General features: G+C 71.4%; 11 protein-coding genes. 4 read left to right on the forward strand and 7 right to left on the reverse strand.

The annotated features are described in order from the left end of the window. Nucleotides 1–48 precede the first annotated feature (48 nt). The 3 genes from NFC98_RS11230 to NFC98_RS11240 all read left to right on the forward strand — a co-directional run bounded on the left by NFC98_RS11230 (nt 49) and on the right by NFC98_RS11240 (nt 3,579). Nucleotides 49–1,989 carry a DNA topoisomerase III gene (locus NFC98_RS11230; RefSeq protein WP_254275071.1) on the forward strand — a complete coding sequence of 647 codons (1,941 nt, stop codon included), beginning with the start codon at nt 49–51 and terminating at the stop codon, nt 1,987–1,989. Beyond that, the gene (locus NFC98_RS11235) at nt 1,986–2,936 is read left to right on the forward strand and encodes a ketopantoate reductase family protein (RefSeq protein WP_254275072.1); all 951 of its coding nucleotides are present in this window, start codon (nt 1,986–1,988) and stop codon (nt 2,934–2,936) included. Before NFC98_RS11230 ends, NFC98_RS11235 begins: the two co-directional genes overlap by 4 nt. A gap of 76 nt (nt 2,937–3,012) precedes the next feature. Continuing rightward, on the forward strand, nt 3,013–3,579 hold the full coding sequence (locus NFC98_RS11240; protein ID WP_254275073.1) for a hypothetical protein: 567 nt from the start codon (nt 3,013–3,015) through the stop codon (nt 3,577–3,579). 89 nt (nt 3,580–3,668) lie between these two features. Here NFC98_RS11240 and ppc read toward each other — a convergent pair whose 3' ends face one another. From ppc to cysM, 5 genes are read right to left on the reverse strand one after another with little or no spacing between them, the layout of a single operon-like run. Further along, nucleotides 3,669–6,317 (reverse strand): phosphoenolpyruvate carboxylase, encoded by a 2,649-nt coding sequence (gene ppc, locus NFC98_RS11245; RefSeq protein ID WP_254275074.1) that lies wholly within the window; start codon nt 6,315–6,317, stop codon nt 3,669–3,671. Further along, nucleotides 6,314–7,219: a nucleoside triphosphate pyrophosphohydrolase gene (mazG, locus tag NFC98_RS11250; RefSeq protein WP_254275075.1), complete on the reverse strand. Its 906-nt coding sequence runs from the start codon at nt 7,217–7,219 to the stop codon at nt 6,314–6,316. The genes ppc and mazG overlap by 4 nt, the downstream gene beginning before the upstream one ends. Further along, nucleotides 7,216–9,492 carry a GTP diphosphokinase gene (gene relA / locus NFC98_RS11255; protein ID WP_254275076.1) on the reverse strand — a complete coding sequence of 759 codons (2,277 nt, stop codon included), beginning with the start codon at nt 9,490–9,492 and terminating at the stop codon, nt 7,216–7,218. The genes mazG and relA overlap by 4 nt, the downstream gene beginning before the upstream one ends. Continuing rightward, entirely contained in the window at nt 9,485–10,933 is a 1,449-nt protein-coding gene (locus tag NFC98_RS11260; protein WP_254275077.1) for a TRAM domain-containing protein, read from the reverse strand. Before NFC98_RS11260 ends, relA begins: the two co-directional genes overlap by 8 nt. A gap of 1 nt (nt 10,934) precedes the next feature. Then, the gene (cysM, locus tag NFC98_RS11265; protein ID WP_254275078.1) at nt 10,935–11,831 is read right to left on the reverse strand and encodes a cysteine synthase CysM; all 897 of its coding nucleotides are present in this window, start codon (nt 11,829–11,831) and stop codon (nt 10,935–10,937) included. Between the two features lie 116 nt (nt 11,832–11,947). On the opposite strand from cysM, the gene NFC98_RS11270 reads away from it, so the two are divergent. Further along, the gene (locus NFC98_RS11270) at nt 11,948–14,665 is read left to right on the forward strand and encodes an ATP-binding protein (RefSeq protein ID WP_254275079.1); all 2,718 of its coding nucleotides are present in this window, start codon (nt 11,948–11,950) and stop codon (nt 14,663–14,665) included. Here the strand turns inward: NFC98_RS11270 and acpS are convergent. Together acpS and pdxJ are read right to left on the reverse strand one after the other, a co-directional pair. Further along, nucleotides 14,605–14,982 (reverse strand): holo-ACP synthase, encoded by a 378-nt coding sequence (gene acpS / locus NFC98_RS11275; protein ID WP_254275080.1) that lies wholly within the window; start codon nt 14,980–14,982, stop codon nt 14,605–14,607. The two genes, NFC98_RS11270 and acpS, sit on opposite strands and share 61 nt — an antisense overlap. Before the next feature lie 3 nt (nt 14,983–14,985). After that, nucleotides 14,986–15,774 carry a pyridoxine 5'-phosphate synthase gene (gene pdxJ / locus NFC98_RS11280; RefSeq protein ID WP_254275081.1) on the reverse strand — a complete coding sequence of 263 codons (789 nt, stop codon included), beginning with the start codon at nt 15,772–15,774 and terminating at the stop codon, nt 14,986–14,988. Between the last annotated feature and the right edge of the window lie 55 nt (nt 15,775–15,829).

A 15,829-nucleotide genomic window follows, 5' to 3' on the forward strand; every position in this document is an offset into this window, starting at 1 on the left:
CCAGGATACTGGAAGAATATCCATGAAACCCGCTACCGAGCCGTGCCCATGCGACTGATCATCGCCGAGAAACCCAGCCTGGCCCGGGCCATCGCCGAGGCCCTGCCCGGTGCGGCGCGCCGCGATGACGGTGCCCTGGTAGTCGGCGACACCACCGTCACCTGGTGCCTGGGCCACCTGCTCGAGCAGGCGCCGCCGGACGCCTATGACCCGGCCCTGAAGCAGTGGCGCCTCGATCATCTGCCGATCCTGCCGGCCGAGTGGAAGCTGATGCCCCGTCCCAAGGCCCGCGGCCAGTTGGCGGTGATTCGCCGGCTGCTCAAGGGCGCCCGGGAGGTGGTCCATGCCGGCGACCCCGACCGCGAGGGCCAGCTGCTGGTGCAGGAGGTGATCGAGCACCTGGGCTGGAAGGGGCCGGTATCGCGGCTGCTGGTCAGCGACCTCAATCGTCCGGCGGTGCAGCGTGCCCTGGCGCGCCTGGAGGACAACGCCCGCTACCAGCCGCTGTTTCGCGCCGCGGAGTCCCGGGCCCGGGCCGACTGGCTCTACGGCATCAACCTGACCCGCGCCTGGACCCTGATCGGCCGCCAGGCGGGCCACGACGGCGTGCTCTCGGTGGGCCGGGTGCAGACCCCGGTGCTGGGGCTGGTGGTCCGCCGCGACGCCGAGATCCGCGACTTCGTGCCCAGGCCCTTCTTCGTGCTGTGGGCGGACCTCGAGGTGCCGGGCGGCCGGCTGCGCGCCTGGTGGCAGCCCGGCGAGACGCATCCGCTGGACGAGCAGGGGCGGCTGCTCGCGCGCCCGCCCGCCGCCGACCTCGCCGAGCGGCTGCCCGGCGCCGAGGGGCGCCTGGCCCGCCTCGAGAGCCGCGACAGGCGTCAGCCCGCCCCGCTCCCCTACTCGCTCTCGGCGCTGCAGGTGGATGCCGCCCGGCGCTTCGGGCTCTCCGCCAAGGCGGTGCTGGACATCTGCCAGCGCCTCTACGAGCGCCACAAGCTGATCACCTATCCGCGCTCGGACTGCCGGTATCTGCCCGAGGAGCACTTCGCCTCGGCACGGGCCACCCTGGAGGGCGCCTGCCGCACGGACCCGACGCTGCGAGGCTGGCTGGCCGGGGCGGACTTCTCGCGGCGCTCCCGGGCCTGGAACGACAAGCAGGTGGGCGCCCACCACGCCCTCTCGCCCACCGGCAAGCCCGCCGAGCCGTCACGTCTCGACAAGGCCGAGGCCGACGTCTTCCGGCTGATCGCTCGCAACGTGCTGGCCCAGTTCTATCCGCCCCTCGTCACCCGCGAGGTCAAGGCGGAGTTCGCCATCGCCGGCGAGGCCTTCCGTGCCAGCGGCCAGGAGATCCTCGAGCCCGGCTGGAAGCCGCTGTTCACCACGCGGGAGGAGGTCCCGCCACTGCCCCCGCTCACCGAGGGCGAGACCTGCCGGGTGAGGGAGGCCGGCGTCGAGGATCGCGAGACCCGCCCGCCGGAGCCCTTCACCGATGCCAGCCTGATCAAGGCGATGATGAATATCGGGCGCTACGTCGAGGACCCGGCGGTGCGCCGCACCCTGCGCGAGCACGATGGCCTGGGCACCGAGGCGACGCGAGCCGGCATCATCGAGACGCTGGTGGAGCGCGGCTATCTGGTGCGCCGGGCCAAGGCCCTGCGCGCCACGCGGCTCGGCAGCGCCCTGATCGCCTCGCTGCCCGACGCGGTGGGTCGCCCCGAACGCACGGCGCTCTGGGAGCAGCGCCTGGGCAGCATCGCCGACGCCGGTGATGACCCGGCTCCCTTCCTGGCCTCCCTGGTGACCGACCTGCATGGGCTGCTCTCCTCCGCCGATGCCGGCCGCCTGCGCCAGGCCCTGGCGAACGCCCGCGGCGAGGAACCGGCGCCCGCCGGCCGCCCGTCGGCGAGACGCCGAGGCAGCACCGCCCGGCGCCGAGGGACGGGGACGGGCAGCAGCCGCCCGACCCGCAGGAGGCGTTCCTCATGACCGAACTGAATCGCCACTGGGTCGTCGGCCCCGGCGCCCTGGGCCGGTTGATCGCCCTTCGCCTGGCGACCCGAGCAAGCGAGGGCGTGGAGGTCGCGCTGCTGGGGCGGCGACGGCTGGCCGCCACTCAGACCCTGGTGACCCCCGAAGGGACATCGCTGACCCGGGCGCTGACGATGGCGACGGTCGATGCCCCGCCGCCTCGCCCCCCGGACGTGGTGCACCTGGTCACCAAGGCCTACGCCGCCGACGCGGCCCACCGGACCCTGGCCGCCCACCTGCCCCCGGGCACGCCCCTGGTGCTGTGGCAGAACGGCTTCGACTGCCAGCCGCGACTCACCGAGCGCCATGCCGGTCCGGTGCTGTGCGCCACCACCACCGAGGGCGCCTTCGTGGCAAGCGACGACCGGGTGGTCCATGCCGGCCATGGCCAGACCCTGGTCGGCGCCCTCGACGGCGGACACCGGGCCCTGGCCGATGCGCTTGCCCGCCGACTCGACGGGGCGGGGCTTCCCGCCCGGGCGGTGGGCGACATTCACGCTCGTCTCTGGCAGAAACTTGCCGTGAATGCCGCCATCAATCCGCTGGTGGCGCGCTTTCGCATCCGCAATGGCCAGCTGCGCGACCGCCCCTTCCGGCCGATGGTGGAGGCGGTAATCGTCGAGGTCGCCGGGATCATGGCGGCGGAGGGCGTCGCCCCGCCGGAGGGCGAGGGGCTGGACGGCTGGCGAGTCCTGGTTTGGCGGGTCGTGGCCGGCACGGCAAACAATCGCGCCTCGATGCTGCAGGACGTGCTGGCCGGCCGACCCACCGAACATCGGGCGATCCTCGGCCCGCTGCTTGCGGCCGCGGCGCGACATGGGCAGGAGGTTCCGCAGATCGCCGCGCTGCAGGCCGAGCTGTGCGGCCTGGCCACGAACCTGGCAGCCCCCGCCTCCCCTTGCTAACCTGACAGGATCACACCAATTACGCAGCAGCCCTGCCACCGCCCGGTGGCAGCAGGCCGACGCAAGGACAGGGAACATGAAACCGGGTCCCACCCTCGCCGCCCTGGTGGCCGGTCTGGCGATCGCCTCGTCACCGCTCGCCGCTGCCGACGAAACCCCCGCCTACGCGGGCCAGAACACCGACCTGATGCACCTCGACAACGGCATGGTGGTCGATGGTCGAGACATCGAGACGCCGGACGGCTACACCTCCGGCTTCCGGCTCATCGCCGGCTTCAATCCCCTGCGCCTGCCTCGCCTCGACCTCGGCGCCGAATTCAGCTATCGCGAGAGCGACGAGGTGCCGACCCGCCTCGGCGACCAGCAGATGCTCCTCAACACCGTCAGCCTGGGCGGCAGCCTGGTGGCCGGCGTGCGCCTCGGCCATCTCGGCCTCTACGCCAAGTCTGGCCTGGTCGGCTGGGAGGGCGACCCGGTGATGCCCGGCCAGGACGTCGCGCGCAGCGGCACGACCCGGGTCCAGGGCCTGGGCGCCCGGCTACAGTTCGACCGGCTGGTGAGCCGCCTGGAGTTCGAGGAGTTCGACGCCCCCGACATGGCCCACCTGAACCTGGTGACCGCCTCGCTGCATTTTCCCTTCTAGCGTCAAGCCAGCCTACTTCCATAATGAAAGGAGCAAGCCAAGGGTTTCCTTGAGACTTGCTCCTTGAAGCCTGCGGCTGTCCGACGGCCCTACCCCGTGTTGCGCAGCCCGGCGGCGATGCCCGCCATGGTGACCATCAGCGCCCGTGACAGGTCGGCGCTGATCGCCCCGTCGGCATCCCGGTTGCGCTGCAGCAGCTCGGCCTGCAGGCCGTGCAGCGGGTCGATGTAGGGATTGCGCACCTCGATGGCCTGGCGGATCAGCGGCGTGTTCTCCAGCAGCTCCTGCTGCTGCAGGATCGACAGCACCACCTCGTGCAGGCGGGAGAAGCGCCCCCGCAGCCGCTCGCCGAGCGCCTTGAGCGACGGCTCGTCCACCAGGCGATGCTCGTAGTAGGCGGCGATGCCCACGTCGGCCTTGGCCAGCAGCATCTCCAGCATGTCCAGGTAGGTGCCGAAGAAGGGCCAGTTGTCGCGCATCTCCTGCAGCACCTCGAGGCCACCCTCCCCCTCCAGGCGGGTGGCGAAGGCCTCGCCGCTGCCCAGCCAGGCCGGCAGCATCAGGCGGATCTGGGTCCAGGCGAAGATCCAGGGGATCGCGCGCAGGGTCTCCACGCCGCCGTCCTGGCGCCGCTTGGTGGGCCGCGAGCCCAGCGGCAGGCGCCCCAGCGAGCCCTCCGGCGTCACCGAGCGGAAGTAGGGCACGAAGTCGGGATCCTCGCGCACCACGCCCACGTAGGCGCGGTGGGCCACCTCGGCCAGCCGGTCCATCTCCTCGCGCCAGTGGGGCTCCGGGGCCGGCGGTGGCAGCAGGGTCGCCTCGAGTACCGCGCAGGCGTAGATCTCCATGGAGCGCAGCGCGATCTCCGGCTGCCCGAACTTGAAGCGGATCATCTCGCCCTGCTCGGTCACCCGGAGGCTGCCGTTCACCGACCCCGGCGGCTGGGAGAGGATGGCCGCGTGGGCCGGGCCGCCGCCCCGCCCCACGGTGCCGCCGCGGCCGTGGAACAGCGTCAGGTCGACGCCGTGGCGGTCGCACACCTCGACCAGGGTCTCCTGGGCCCGGTACTGCGCCCAGGCGGCGGCCAGCTGGCCGGCATCCTTGGCGGAGTCGGAGTAGCCGATCATCACCTCCTGGCGATCCCCGGTGAGCGCACGGTAGCCGGGCAGCGCCAGCAGCCGATCGATCACCTCGCCGGCATGGTTGAGGTCGTCGAGGGTCTCGAAGAGCGGCGCGATGGGCAGGGTGACGCGGCCCCCCACCTCCTTCATCAGCAGCGCCACGGCCAGCACGTCGGACGGCTCCCCGGCCATGGAGATGATGTAGGTGCCCAGCGCCTCGGGCTGTTCGCTGGCGATCACCCGAAAGGTGTCGATCACCTCGCGGGACTCGGTGGAGCACTCCCAGCGGCGCGGGATCAGCGGGCGCCGCGAGGCGAGCTCCTCGAGCAGGAACTGCTGGCGCTGCTCCTCGCTCCAGTCGCGATAGTGGCCGAGCCCCAGGCAGTCGGTGAGCTCCTCCATCACCTGGGCGTGGCGGCTCGCCTCCTGGCGCAGGTCGAGCTTGGTCAGGGTCACGCCGAATACCGCCACCCGGCGCAGGGTGTCGAGCAGGGCCCCGTTGGCAATGGTGTCCAGGCCCACGTCGCACAGCGAGCGGTAGCAGGTCAGCAGCGGCGCGTAGAGCTGGTCGCGGCTCTCGATGATCGGGCCGTCGTCGAAGCTGCGCCCCTCGAGGCACGCCTTGGCCCAGTCACGGGTCGCCTCGACCCGCGCCAGCAGGCGCTTGATCAGTTCCCGGTAGGGCTCGGCCACATCGCCCACCTCGGCCCTGAGGGCGCTGTTGGCCTTCCACATGGAGAGCTCGGCCTTGAGCTGCTCGAGATCGCGCAGGTAGAGGTCGGCGGCCATCCAGCGGCCCAGCAGCAGCACCTCGCGGGTCACCCGGGCGGTGACGTTGGGGTTGCCGTCGCGATCGCCTCCCATCCAGGAGGCGAAGCGGATCGGCGCGGCATCCAGCGGCAGGCGCTCGCCGGCGGTCTCCAGCAGCAGGTTGTCCAGGTCGCGATGGAAGTCGGGCACCGCCTGCCACAGGGAATTCTCGATCACCGCGAATCCCCACTTGGCCTCGTCCACCGGGGTGGGCCGCTCGTGGCGGATCTCGTCGGTGTGCCAGGCCTGGCTGATCAGCTCCTCCAGGCGACCCTGGGCGCGCAGGCCGCGCTCCGGGTAGTCGCCGGAGGACTCGATGGCGGTGAGGCAGTCGTCGATGGCGTCGTACTTCTGGATCAGGGTGCGACGGATGACCTCGGTGGGGTGGGCGGTCAGCACCAGCTCGACCCGCATCCCGGCCAGGGTCTCGACCAGCTTGCGCGGGGCATTGCCGGCCTCGCGGGCGCGCTCGAGCAGCTCCGAGAGGACTGGCTGCGACCCCGGCCGGTAGTCCTCGACGCGGCGGAAGCGCGCCCGGTAGTGCTGCTCGGCGATGTTGGCCAGGTTGAGGAACTGGTTGAAGGCGCGAGTCACCGGCAGCAGGTCGCGATCCGGCAGCCGACGCAGGTAGTCGATCAGCTCGCGCTGGCTCGCCTCGTCGCCCTGGCGGCCGCGCTTGGCCAGGCCGCGGATGGTCTCGATCTTGTCGACGAAACCGCGGCCCAGGTCATCGGCGATGGTGCGCCCCAGGCTGTCGCCCAGGATGCGGACGTTGTCGCGCAGCGATTCGTGCAGGTCGTGGCTCATGACCGCGTCTCTCCGGCAGCCTCTCCGCCATCGGCGGAGCGGGAAGTGGATGGGGGTTCAGCAGGGCTGGGCTCGCGGCCCTTGGCGGCCTGCCAGTGGTGCTCCATGGCCTCGAGGCCCGCCTCGTGGAGGGGGACCCCCTCGGCGCCCAGTGCGGCCTCCACGTGGCGGAAGCGGCGCTCGAACTTGGCGTTGGTCGCGCGCAGGCACTGCTCGGGGTCGGCCTTGAGGGTGCGCGCCAGGTTGGTCACGGCGAACAGCAGGTCGCCCACCTCCTCGGCGGCATGGTCCCGGTCGCCCTCGGCCAGCGCCTGCTCGACCTCGCCGAGCTCCTCGCGGATCTTGGCGATGACGCCGCGGGCGTCGGGCCAGTCGAAGCCGACCCGAGCGGCACGCTTGGAGAGCTTGGCCGCCCGGGAGAGCGCCGGCAGGGTGCGCGGGACATCGTCCAGCACCGAGTGCGGTGCCTCATCGGAAGCCCGGGCGGCACGCTCCTCGGCCTTGAGGCTCTCCCACCGCGAATGCACCTGGCGGCTCTCGATCTCCTCGGCGGAGACGCCCGGCGGGCGCCGCGAGGCCAGGCTGCCGTCGGGAAACACGTGGGGGTGGCGGCGCAGCATCTTGGCGGTAAGGGTATCGACGACGTCATGGAAGTCGAAGCGGCCCTCCTCCTCGCCGAACCGGGCGTAGTAGACCACCTGGAAGAGCAGGTCTCCGAGCTCCCCGGGAAGCTCGTCCCAGGCGCGCCGCTCGATGGCATCGGCCACCTCGAAGGCCTCCTCGAGGGTATGGGGCACGATGGAGTTCCAGTCCTGCTTCAGGTCCCAGGGACAGCCCTGCTCGGGGTCGCGCAGCACCGCCATCAGTTCGAGCAGGTCGGCGAGGTCATGGCGGCGGCTCATGAGGCCTTCCCCCTGCGCTTGCCGGGCTTGCCGCCGCTGCGCAGCCGGCGCACCTCGATGACGTTGGAGAGCTGCTGGATGCGCGAGAAGAGCCGACCCAGGGTCTCCAGGCCATCCACCTCCACGGTGATCGCCATGCGGGCGATGCCGTCATCGGTATCGGTGAGGGTATTGACCGCCAGCACGTTGACCTTCTCGTTGCCGAGCACGCCGGTGACGTCGCGCAGCAGGCCGGAGCGGTCCCAGGCCTGAACCTCGATATCGACCGGGTACTGGGTGCGGGCCCGCTCGCCCCACTCCACTTCGATGATCCGCTGGGGCTCGTCGAGGCGCAGCTGCAGGATGTTGGGGCAGTCCTGGCGGTGCACGGTCACGCCGCGGCCCTGGGTGATGAAGCCGACGATGGGCTCACCCGGCACCGGGTGGCAGCAGTTGGCCATGCTGGTCTTGAGGTTGCCGACCCCCAGCACGGTGATGTCCGACCCGCTCCCCTTGCCGGGGGCACGCCGCGGCTTGGCCAGCAGCCGGTCGAGCTGCTCCTGGTCGTCACTCTCGCCGAACAGCTGCTGGGCCTGGTGCAGCACCTGGCCGATGCGCAGGTCGCCGGCCCCGAGCGCCGCATACATGTCCTCGGCGCCGGTGTAGTTGACCTTGCGGGCGAGGGTCTCCAGGTCCATGCCCTCCACATCCAGCCGCTTCATCTCGCGCTCGAACAGCGCGCGCCCCTCCTCGACGTTCTGGTCGCGGGCCTGGTGCTTGAACCAGGCCTGGATCTTGGCCCGCGCCCGGGAGGTGCGCACATAGCCGAGGCTCGGGTTGAGCCAGTCGCGGCTGGGGCCGCCCTTGCTGGCGGTGAGGATCTCCACCTGCTGGCCGGTCTTGAGCTTGTAGGTGAGCGGCACGATGCGGCCGTTGACCTTGGCGCCGCGGCAGCGGTGGCCCACCTCGGTGTGCACCCGGTAGGCGAAGTCGATGGGTGTGGCGACCCGGGGCAGGTCGATGACGTGGCCGTCCGGGGTGAAGACATAGATGCGGTCCGGGGCGACATCGCTCGAGAGCCCCTCGCGGATGTCGCCGAAGTCGCCGACCTCCTCCTGCCACTCGAGCACCTGGCGCAGCCAGGCGATCTTCTCCTCGTAGCTGGTGCTCTTGGCCTTGGTGTCGTGGCCCTTGTAGCGCCAGTGGGCACAGACGCCGAGCTCGGCCTCGTCGTGCATGGCGAAGGTGCGGATCTGGATCTCCAGCACCTTGTTCTCGGGGCCGATCACCGCGGTGTGCAGCGACTGGTAGCCGTTCTTCTTGGGGTTGGCGATGTAGTCGTCGAACTCGTTGGGCACGTGGTGCCAACGCGAGTGGACCAGGCCCAGCATGGTGTAGCAGTCGGCCACCTCCGGCACCAGGATGCGCACCGCGCGGATGTCATGGACCTGGGAGAAGTCGATCCGCTTGCGCTTCATCTTGCGCCAGATCGAGTAGATGTGCTTGGCGCGGCCATCGACGTCGTAGCGGGTGATGCCCTGGGCCTCGAGCAGGCCCTTGAGGGTCTCTACCACCTCGGCGATGTAGCGGTCGCGATCGAGGCGCTTCTCGGCCAGCTGGCGGGCGATCGCCTTGTACTCGTCCTCGTGGAGGTAGCGGAAGGAGAGGTCCTCCAGCTCCCACTTGAGGTGCCCGATGCCCAGCCGGTGCGCCAGGGGGGCATAGATGTCGAACACCTCGCGGGCCACGCGCAGACGCTTCTCGCGGGGAGCGTCCTTGACCTGGCGCAGGGCGCAGGTGCGCTCGGCGATCTTGATCAGGGCGACGCGCACGTCGTCGATCATGGTCACCAGCATCTTGCGCAGGTTGTCCTGCTGGTCGTGCTGGCCCATCTCGTGGCTGGGGGTCTGGGAGGCGCTGATCGCCGCCATCTGCAGCACGCCGTCGATCAGCGCGGCGACCTCCTCGCCGAACTGCTTGCCCACCGCGGGAAGCTCGATCAATCCCTCGCGCACGGCCCGGTAGAGCACCGCCGCCTCCAGGGTGGCCTGGTCGAGCCTCAGTTCGCCGAGGATGTCGGCCATCTCCAGGCCCATGCGGAAGCTGGAGCCGTCGGCCAGCCAGCTGCGGTGGGGACGGTCGGCGTCGCGCTCCAGCCGCTCGGCCAGGCGACAGGCCTCGCGCAGCGCCTCGGGGTCGCGCAGCTTGACGTCCTCCTGCAGACGCGCGATCCACAGGTCGATATCGACACGCCCCGTCTCGGTGAGGGGCTGGTCCTCACGGACTTTAACCATCGGGTGACGCTCCTTGCGGCGGCTGCCCGGTCCGCGGGTGCACGAACAGCAGCATCGATTCCAGGTGTGACGTATGCACGAACATGTCGGCCACGGCGATGCGCGCGAGCCGGTAACCGCCATGCACAAGGTGTGCCGCATCCCGGGCCAGGGTCGCCGGGTCACAGGAGACGTACAGCACACGGGAAACGGGCGAGGCGACCAGCGCCCGGCAGGCCGCCTCGGCCCCCTCGCGGGGCGGGTCCAGCACCACCGTGGCCGGAGAGGTCTCCGCCAGCAGCGACGCCACGGCCCGGGGCTGCCCCAGGTCGGCCTGGCGGGCGTCCACCTGCAGGGCGTGCGCCGGCGAATTGGCGCGGGCATTGGCCGCCAGCCGCTCGACCATGGCCGGGCTGCCTTCCACCGCCGTCACGGCGGCACCGACGGAGGCCAGCGGGAGGCTGAAGTTGCCGACTCCGGCGAAGAGGTCCAGCAGGGGCGACCCCGCCAGCCCGTCCAGCCACGAGAGGGCCGTGGCGATCATCATCCGGTTGACCTCGGCGTTGGCCTGCAGGAAGTCCCCGGGGGCGAAGCCGAGCGTCAGCTCACCGGCGGCGCCCGGCACCCGGCAGGTCAGCGACGGCGCCGGGGTGAGCCACGTCAGCGACGGCGACTCACGGCCCAGCCAGCGGGCCAGGTGCAGGTCATGCCGGGCGGCGAAGGCCTGCCAGCGCCGGCGGTCGGCCTCGTGCTCCTTGAGCTGGCGGACCACCAGCACGCGCCCCTGGTCGCTGGCGAGCAGCTCCAGGTGGCCGACCCGACGGGGCGCCTCGAGCGCTGCCAGCTGCTGGTGCAGCGGCGCCAGCAGGGCGTCGAGCTCCGGCACCAGGATGGTGCAGTCGGTGATGTCCACCAGGCGGTGGGTGTGGCGGGCACGAAAGCCCAGATGGACCCGCCCCTCGGCGTCGACCTTGACCCCGAGGCGCGCACGTCGACGGTAGCCCTCGCCGGCACCGGCCAGCCGCTGCGGCTCCCCGGGGGCCTCGACGCCCTGCCTGGCGAGCAGGTCGACCAGCACTTCGGCCTTGTGGCGGCGCTGGGCCGCCATGGACAGGTGCTGGAGGTCGCAGCCGCCGCAGCGCCCGAAGTGATTGCAGGGCGGCGCGACTCGCTCCGGCGAGGCCTCGACGATCGCGCGCACGTGGCCCTCGTCGAAGCGCTTGCGGTGGCGATGGATCGCCACCTCGAGTCGCTCGCCGGGCAGCCCGCCCTCGACGAACAGCGCCTTGCCGTCCGCCCCATGGGCCAGGCCGCGCCCGTCGTGGGCCAGCCGCTCGATGGTGACCCGGTCGTCGTCGGCCGGTGGCACCGGTGCGCCGCCGGTCGGCGCTGCCTGGCGCCGCTGCAGACCGGAGACGCCGGAGCGCTCCCGCCGCGGGCGCCGCTTGCCCAGCATGGCCATATCAGGCTCCCGGGGCGAACAGGCCGGTGGAGAGGTAACGGTCGCCGCGGTCACAGACGATGAAGGCGATGACCGCGTTCTCGACCTCCTCGGCCACCCGCAGGGCGCCGGCCAGGGCGCCGCCCGACGAGACGCCGGCGAGTATGCCCTCCTCGCGGGCCAGGCGGCGCATGTGCTCCTCCGCCTCGCGCTGGCCGATGTCCAGCACCCGGTCGACCCGGGAGGCCTCGAAGATGCTCGGCAGGTACTCCGCCGGCCAGCGCCGGATCCCGGCGATGCTGGCACCGTCCTCGGGCTGCAGGCCGATGATCTGCACCTCGGGGTTGCGCTCCTTGAGCGCCCGGGAGACCCCCATGATGGTGCCGGTGGTACCCATGGAGCTGATGAAATGGGTCACCCGGCCGCCGGTCTGCTCCCAGATCTCCGGGCCGGTGCCGCGGTAGTGGGCCAGGGGGTTGTCGGGATTGGCGAACTGGTCAAGCCGCTTGCCCTCGCCGCGGGCCAGCATCGCCTCGGCCACGTCGCGGGCCTCCTCCATGCCGCCGCTCTTGCTCACGGTGATCAGCTCGGCACCGAAGGCGGCCATGGCCTGCTTGCGCTCCTCCGAGGCGTTCTCGGGCATGATCAGCACCATCCGGTAGCCCTTGATGGCGGCAGCCATGGCCAGGGCGATACCGGTATTGCCGGAGGTCGCCTCGACCAGGGTGTCCCCGGGGCGAATCTCACCGCGGGCCTCGGCCTGCTCGAGCATGGAGAGGGCCGGGCGGTCCTTCACCGAACCGGCGGGGTTGTTGCCCTCGAGCTTGGCCAGCAGCACGTTGTTGCGGCCGGCGGCGATGCGCTTGAGGCGGACCAGCGGCGTATTGCCGACGACCTCCTCGATGGTCGGGAAATGCATGCAACCTTCCTTGTGGAAACGTCTTTTCTCCATTATATCCGTGCCGAACCGGGGTGGACAGGCATCCTCGCCCGCTGTGTCATACTGTGGCCGAACCGACGCCGAAGAGCCCGCCGATGTCACTCAAGATCCGCCTGATGCTGACCATCCTGGTGCTGCCGCTACTGCTGCTGGCCGGCACCCTCGTCGCCTCCCTCGCCCAGCAGAAGGCGACCCATGAGGCGCTGCTGCGGGAGCGGCTGACGGACGCCGCCGCGCTGCTGGCGCCTCCCCTCGGCGAGGCGCTGCAGGCCGGGGATGTCGCTCACCTCGAGGACGTTGCCAAACGGCTGCTGCGCCTCGACGAGGTGCATGCCCTGGGGCTGCTGGATGACCGGGGGGAGACGCGCCTCGAGCTGGGCCACCTGCGGGCCCTGCCGCCCGCGCCACGCGATGCGGCGACCCACCTGGAGAGCGACGGCACCCGCTGGCGACTCCAGACGCCGCTGCCCGGCGATCAGCCCGCCTGGCTGGTGCTGGACGTGGATGCCGGCTCCCTGCTGCTGGCCCACTACCGCCGGATGGGGATCGCCGGGGTCCTGCTGACGGTGGCGGGTTTCGGCCTGCTGCTGGTGGCCAGTGCCACACTGAGGCGCCTGCGTCGGCCCCTGGCCGATGCCGATACGGCGCTGGGCCGGCTGGCCCGCGGCGGCACCCCGGCACCCCTGCCCCCCTCGCCGCCCGAGCTGGCCGGCCTGACCGAGCGGGTCAATGCGGTGGCGAACCACCTGGCCCAGGTCCGCATCGAGATGCAGCGCCAGGTCGAACAGGCCACCGCCGAGCTCCAGGAGTCCATGGAGACCATCGAGGTGCAGAACATCGATCTCGACATGGCCCATCGGCGGGCCGTGGAGGCCAACCGCGTCAAGTCGGAGTTCCTCGCCAACATGAGCCACGAGATCCGCACGCCGCTCAATGGCATCGTCGGCTTCTGCCGGCTGCTGGGCCGCTCCTCCCTGGATCCGCGCCAGCGGGAATGGCTGGACCACGTCCAGCGCGCCTGCAACAACCTGCTGATGCTGGTCAACGACGTGCTGGACTTCTCCAAGCTGGAGGCCGGCCGCCTGGAGCTTGAGCAACGCCCCGTGGACATGGTGGCCCTGGTGGACGAGGTGCTGGGCCTCCAGGCACCCCAGGCCCACCAGAAGGAGCTGCAGCTGCTCGGGCTGGTCTATGACGATGTCCCCGCCTCGCTGACCGGGGACCCGTTGCGGATCCGCCAGATACTCACCAACCTGGTCAATAACGCGGTCAAGTTCACCGAGCATGGCGAGGTGATCGTGCGGGTGATGGTGGACCAGGCCGAACCCGGCCGAGTCACCCTGAGGGTCAGCGTCACTGACACCGGCATCGGCCTCTCGCCGGAGCGGCAGCGCCGCCTCTTCCATGCCTTCCAGCAGGCCGAGCCCAGCCACTCGCGCGAGTTCGGCGGCACCGGGCTGGGGCTGACCATCTGTCGCCAGCTGGTCGAGCAGATGGGCGGCAAGATCGGTGTGGAGAGCACCCCCGGCAGCGGCAGCTCCTTCGCCTTCACCCTGCCGCTGGAGGGCAGCGAGGAGGAGCGTCGGCCGGAGCTCTCCCTGGCCGGTGAGCGGGTGCTGATCGAGGAGCCCCATCCGGCCACCCATCGCGCCATGCGCCACCTGTTCGGCCGCTGGGGGGCCCAGCCGGTGGACGGCCCGCTGGACAACGCCCCGGGCCGCGGGCCGGCGCTGCTGGTGGCCAGCCTGCCCGCCGCGCCCCTGGCGCCGGCGGAGATGCAGGCCTGGCAGCAGCGCCTGGACGACCTGGGCTGCCCTGCTCTGCTGCTGGTCAATGCCAGCCCGCTGGACCTGCCGAGCCTGAGCCTGCCCCATGGGGGCGAGATCCTCAGCAAGCCCCTGTCGCGCACGACCCTCGTCCAGGCCGTTCGGCAATGGCTGGGGCCGGCCACCCTGATCCCGACGTCGGAAGGCACCGAGCCCGCCGCCCCGTCGCCGGTGAAGCTGCTGGCCGTGGATGACACCGAGTCGAACCGCCTGCTGCTGCGCGAGCTGATCCGGCGCCCGGGGATCGAGGTCGACCTGGCGGCCAGCGGCGAGGAAGCCCTGGGTATCGCCCGCGGGCAGCACTATGATCTGGTGCTGATGGACATCCGCATGCCCGGCATGGACGGCATCGAGACGACCCGGGCCCTGCGGCGACTGGACGACACCTGGGCCCGGACCCCGATCGTCGCCGTCACCGCCCATGTCCTCGAGGAGGAGCGCCGCCGACTCCGGGCCAGCGGGCTGGACGAGGTGCTGGTCAAGCCGGTGGACGGCGACGACCTGGCCACCCTGCTGGCCCATCACCTGGGGCCGGGGCTCCTCCCCCCGCCGGACGGGGGCGAGGCGCCCGATGAGGCCCGGGAGGAGGACGAACTGCCGACGGTGGACATGGCGCTGGGGACACGGCTGGCCGGCGGCCGCGAGGGGCTGGCAAGGGAGCTGTTGACGCGGCTCGCCGCCTCGCTGCCGGAGAGCGAGGCGGCGATCCGGGCGGCCCTGGAGGCCCGGGAGGACACCGCGCTGCTCGACGCCATCCATGCCCTCAACGGCGCCTGCCGCTACTGCGGCGCCCCGCGCCTGGGACTGATCGCCGAGACCCTGGAGACCCGCCTGCGCTCGCGGGGGCGCCAGGCCGTCCTGCCGCTGCTCGATGACCTCTTCGCGGCCATGGCCGCCCTGCGGGACTGGGCCACGCAGGAGGAGACTCAGCCCTCCAGCACCACGAAGGCGATCGCCAGCGCCTCCTCGTCGGAGATCGACAGGTGAACTGCCCGCACCCCCGCGGCCATGGCCAGTTCGTGAGCCTTGCCGGCGAGCACCAGTGACGGCCGACCCAGGGCATCGTTGACGACCTGGATCTCGGTCCAGCGCATGCCGCGGCGCAGCCCGGTCCCCAGCGCCTTGACGAAGGCCTCCTTGGCGGCGAAGCGCTTGGCCAGGAAGGCGGCCGGGGCCGGGTGATCGCGGAAGCGATCTAGCTCCACCTCCCCCAGCAGGCGCAGGGCGAAGCGCTCGCCATGGCGCGCCATGGCGCGCTCGAAACGTGCTACCCGCGCGATGTCGGTGCCGATGCCGAGGATCATGGCTCAGTGCGGATGATCATGGTCGTGATCGTGGGCTTCCAGCGCCGCCACGAACCCCGCCTCCTGGCCGGCGATGGCCAGGCGCTTCATCTCGGCCACGGCCTCCTTGAGCCCCACGAACAGCGCCCGCGCGATGATCGCGTGGCCGATATTCAGCTCGTGGAGGCCGGGAATGGCCGCGATGGCCTCGACGTTGTGGTAGTTCAGGCCATGGCCGGCATTCACGGTGAGCCCCAGCTCCAGCGCCATCTCGGCCGCGGCGGCGAGACGGGCATGTTCCCTGGCCGCCGCCTCGCCGGTGGCCTCGGCATAGGCGCCGGTGTGCAGTTCGACCACCGCGGCCCCGGCCTCCGCCGCGGCCTCGATCTGCTCGGGCACGGGGTCGATGAACAGCGACACCTCACAGCCGGCCTCGGCGAGGCGCTGGCAGGCAGCCTGGATGGCCTCGAAGCCGCTCACCACGTCCAGCCCGCCCTCGGTGGTCAGCTCCTCGCGCTTCTCCGGCACCAGGCAGACGTGGGCCGGGCGTACCGCCTCGGCCAGGGCGATCATCTCCTCGGTGACCGCCATCTCGAGGTTCATGCGGGTGTTGAGCACCTCGGCCAGCAGCCGGACATCGCGCTCCTGGATATGGCGGCGATCCTCGCGCAGGTGCACGGTGATGCCGTCGGCACCCGCCTCCTCGGCGAGCAGCGCGGCCTGGACGGGATCCGGATAGCGGGTACCGCGCGCCTGGCGCAGGGTGGCGATATGGTCGATGTTGACGCCGAGCAGGAGTCGGGGGGGATGCATGGCGGGCTCCGGGTCAAGGGGCAAGGAATCAAGGAATCAAGAAACAAGGTTAAGC

Source organism: Halomonas sp. 3H (assembly GCF_024206005.1).
GTDB lineage: Bacteria > Pseudomonadota > Gammaproteobacteria > Pseudomonadales > Halomonadaceae > Halomonas > Halomonas campaniensis.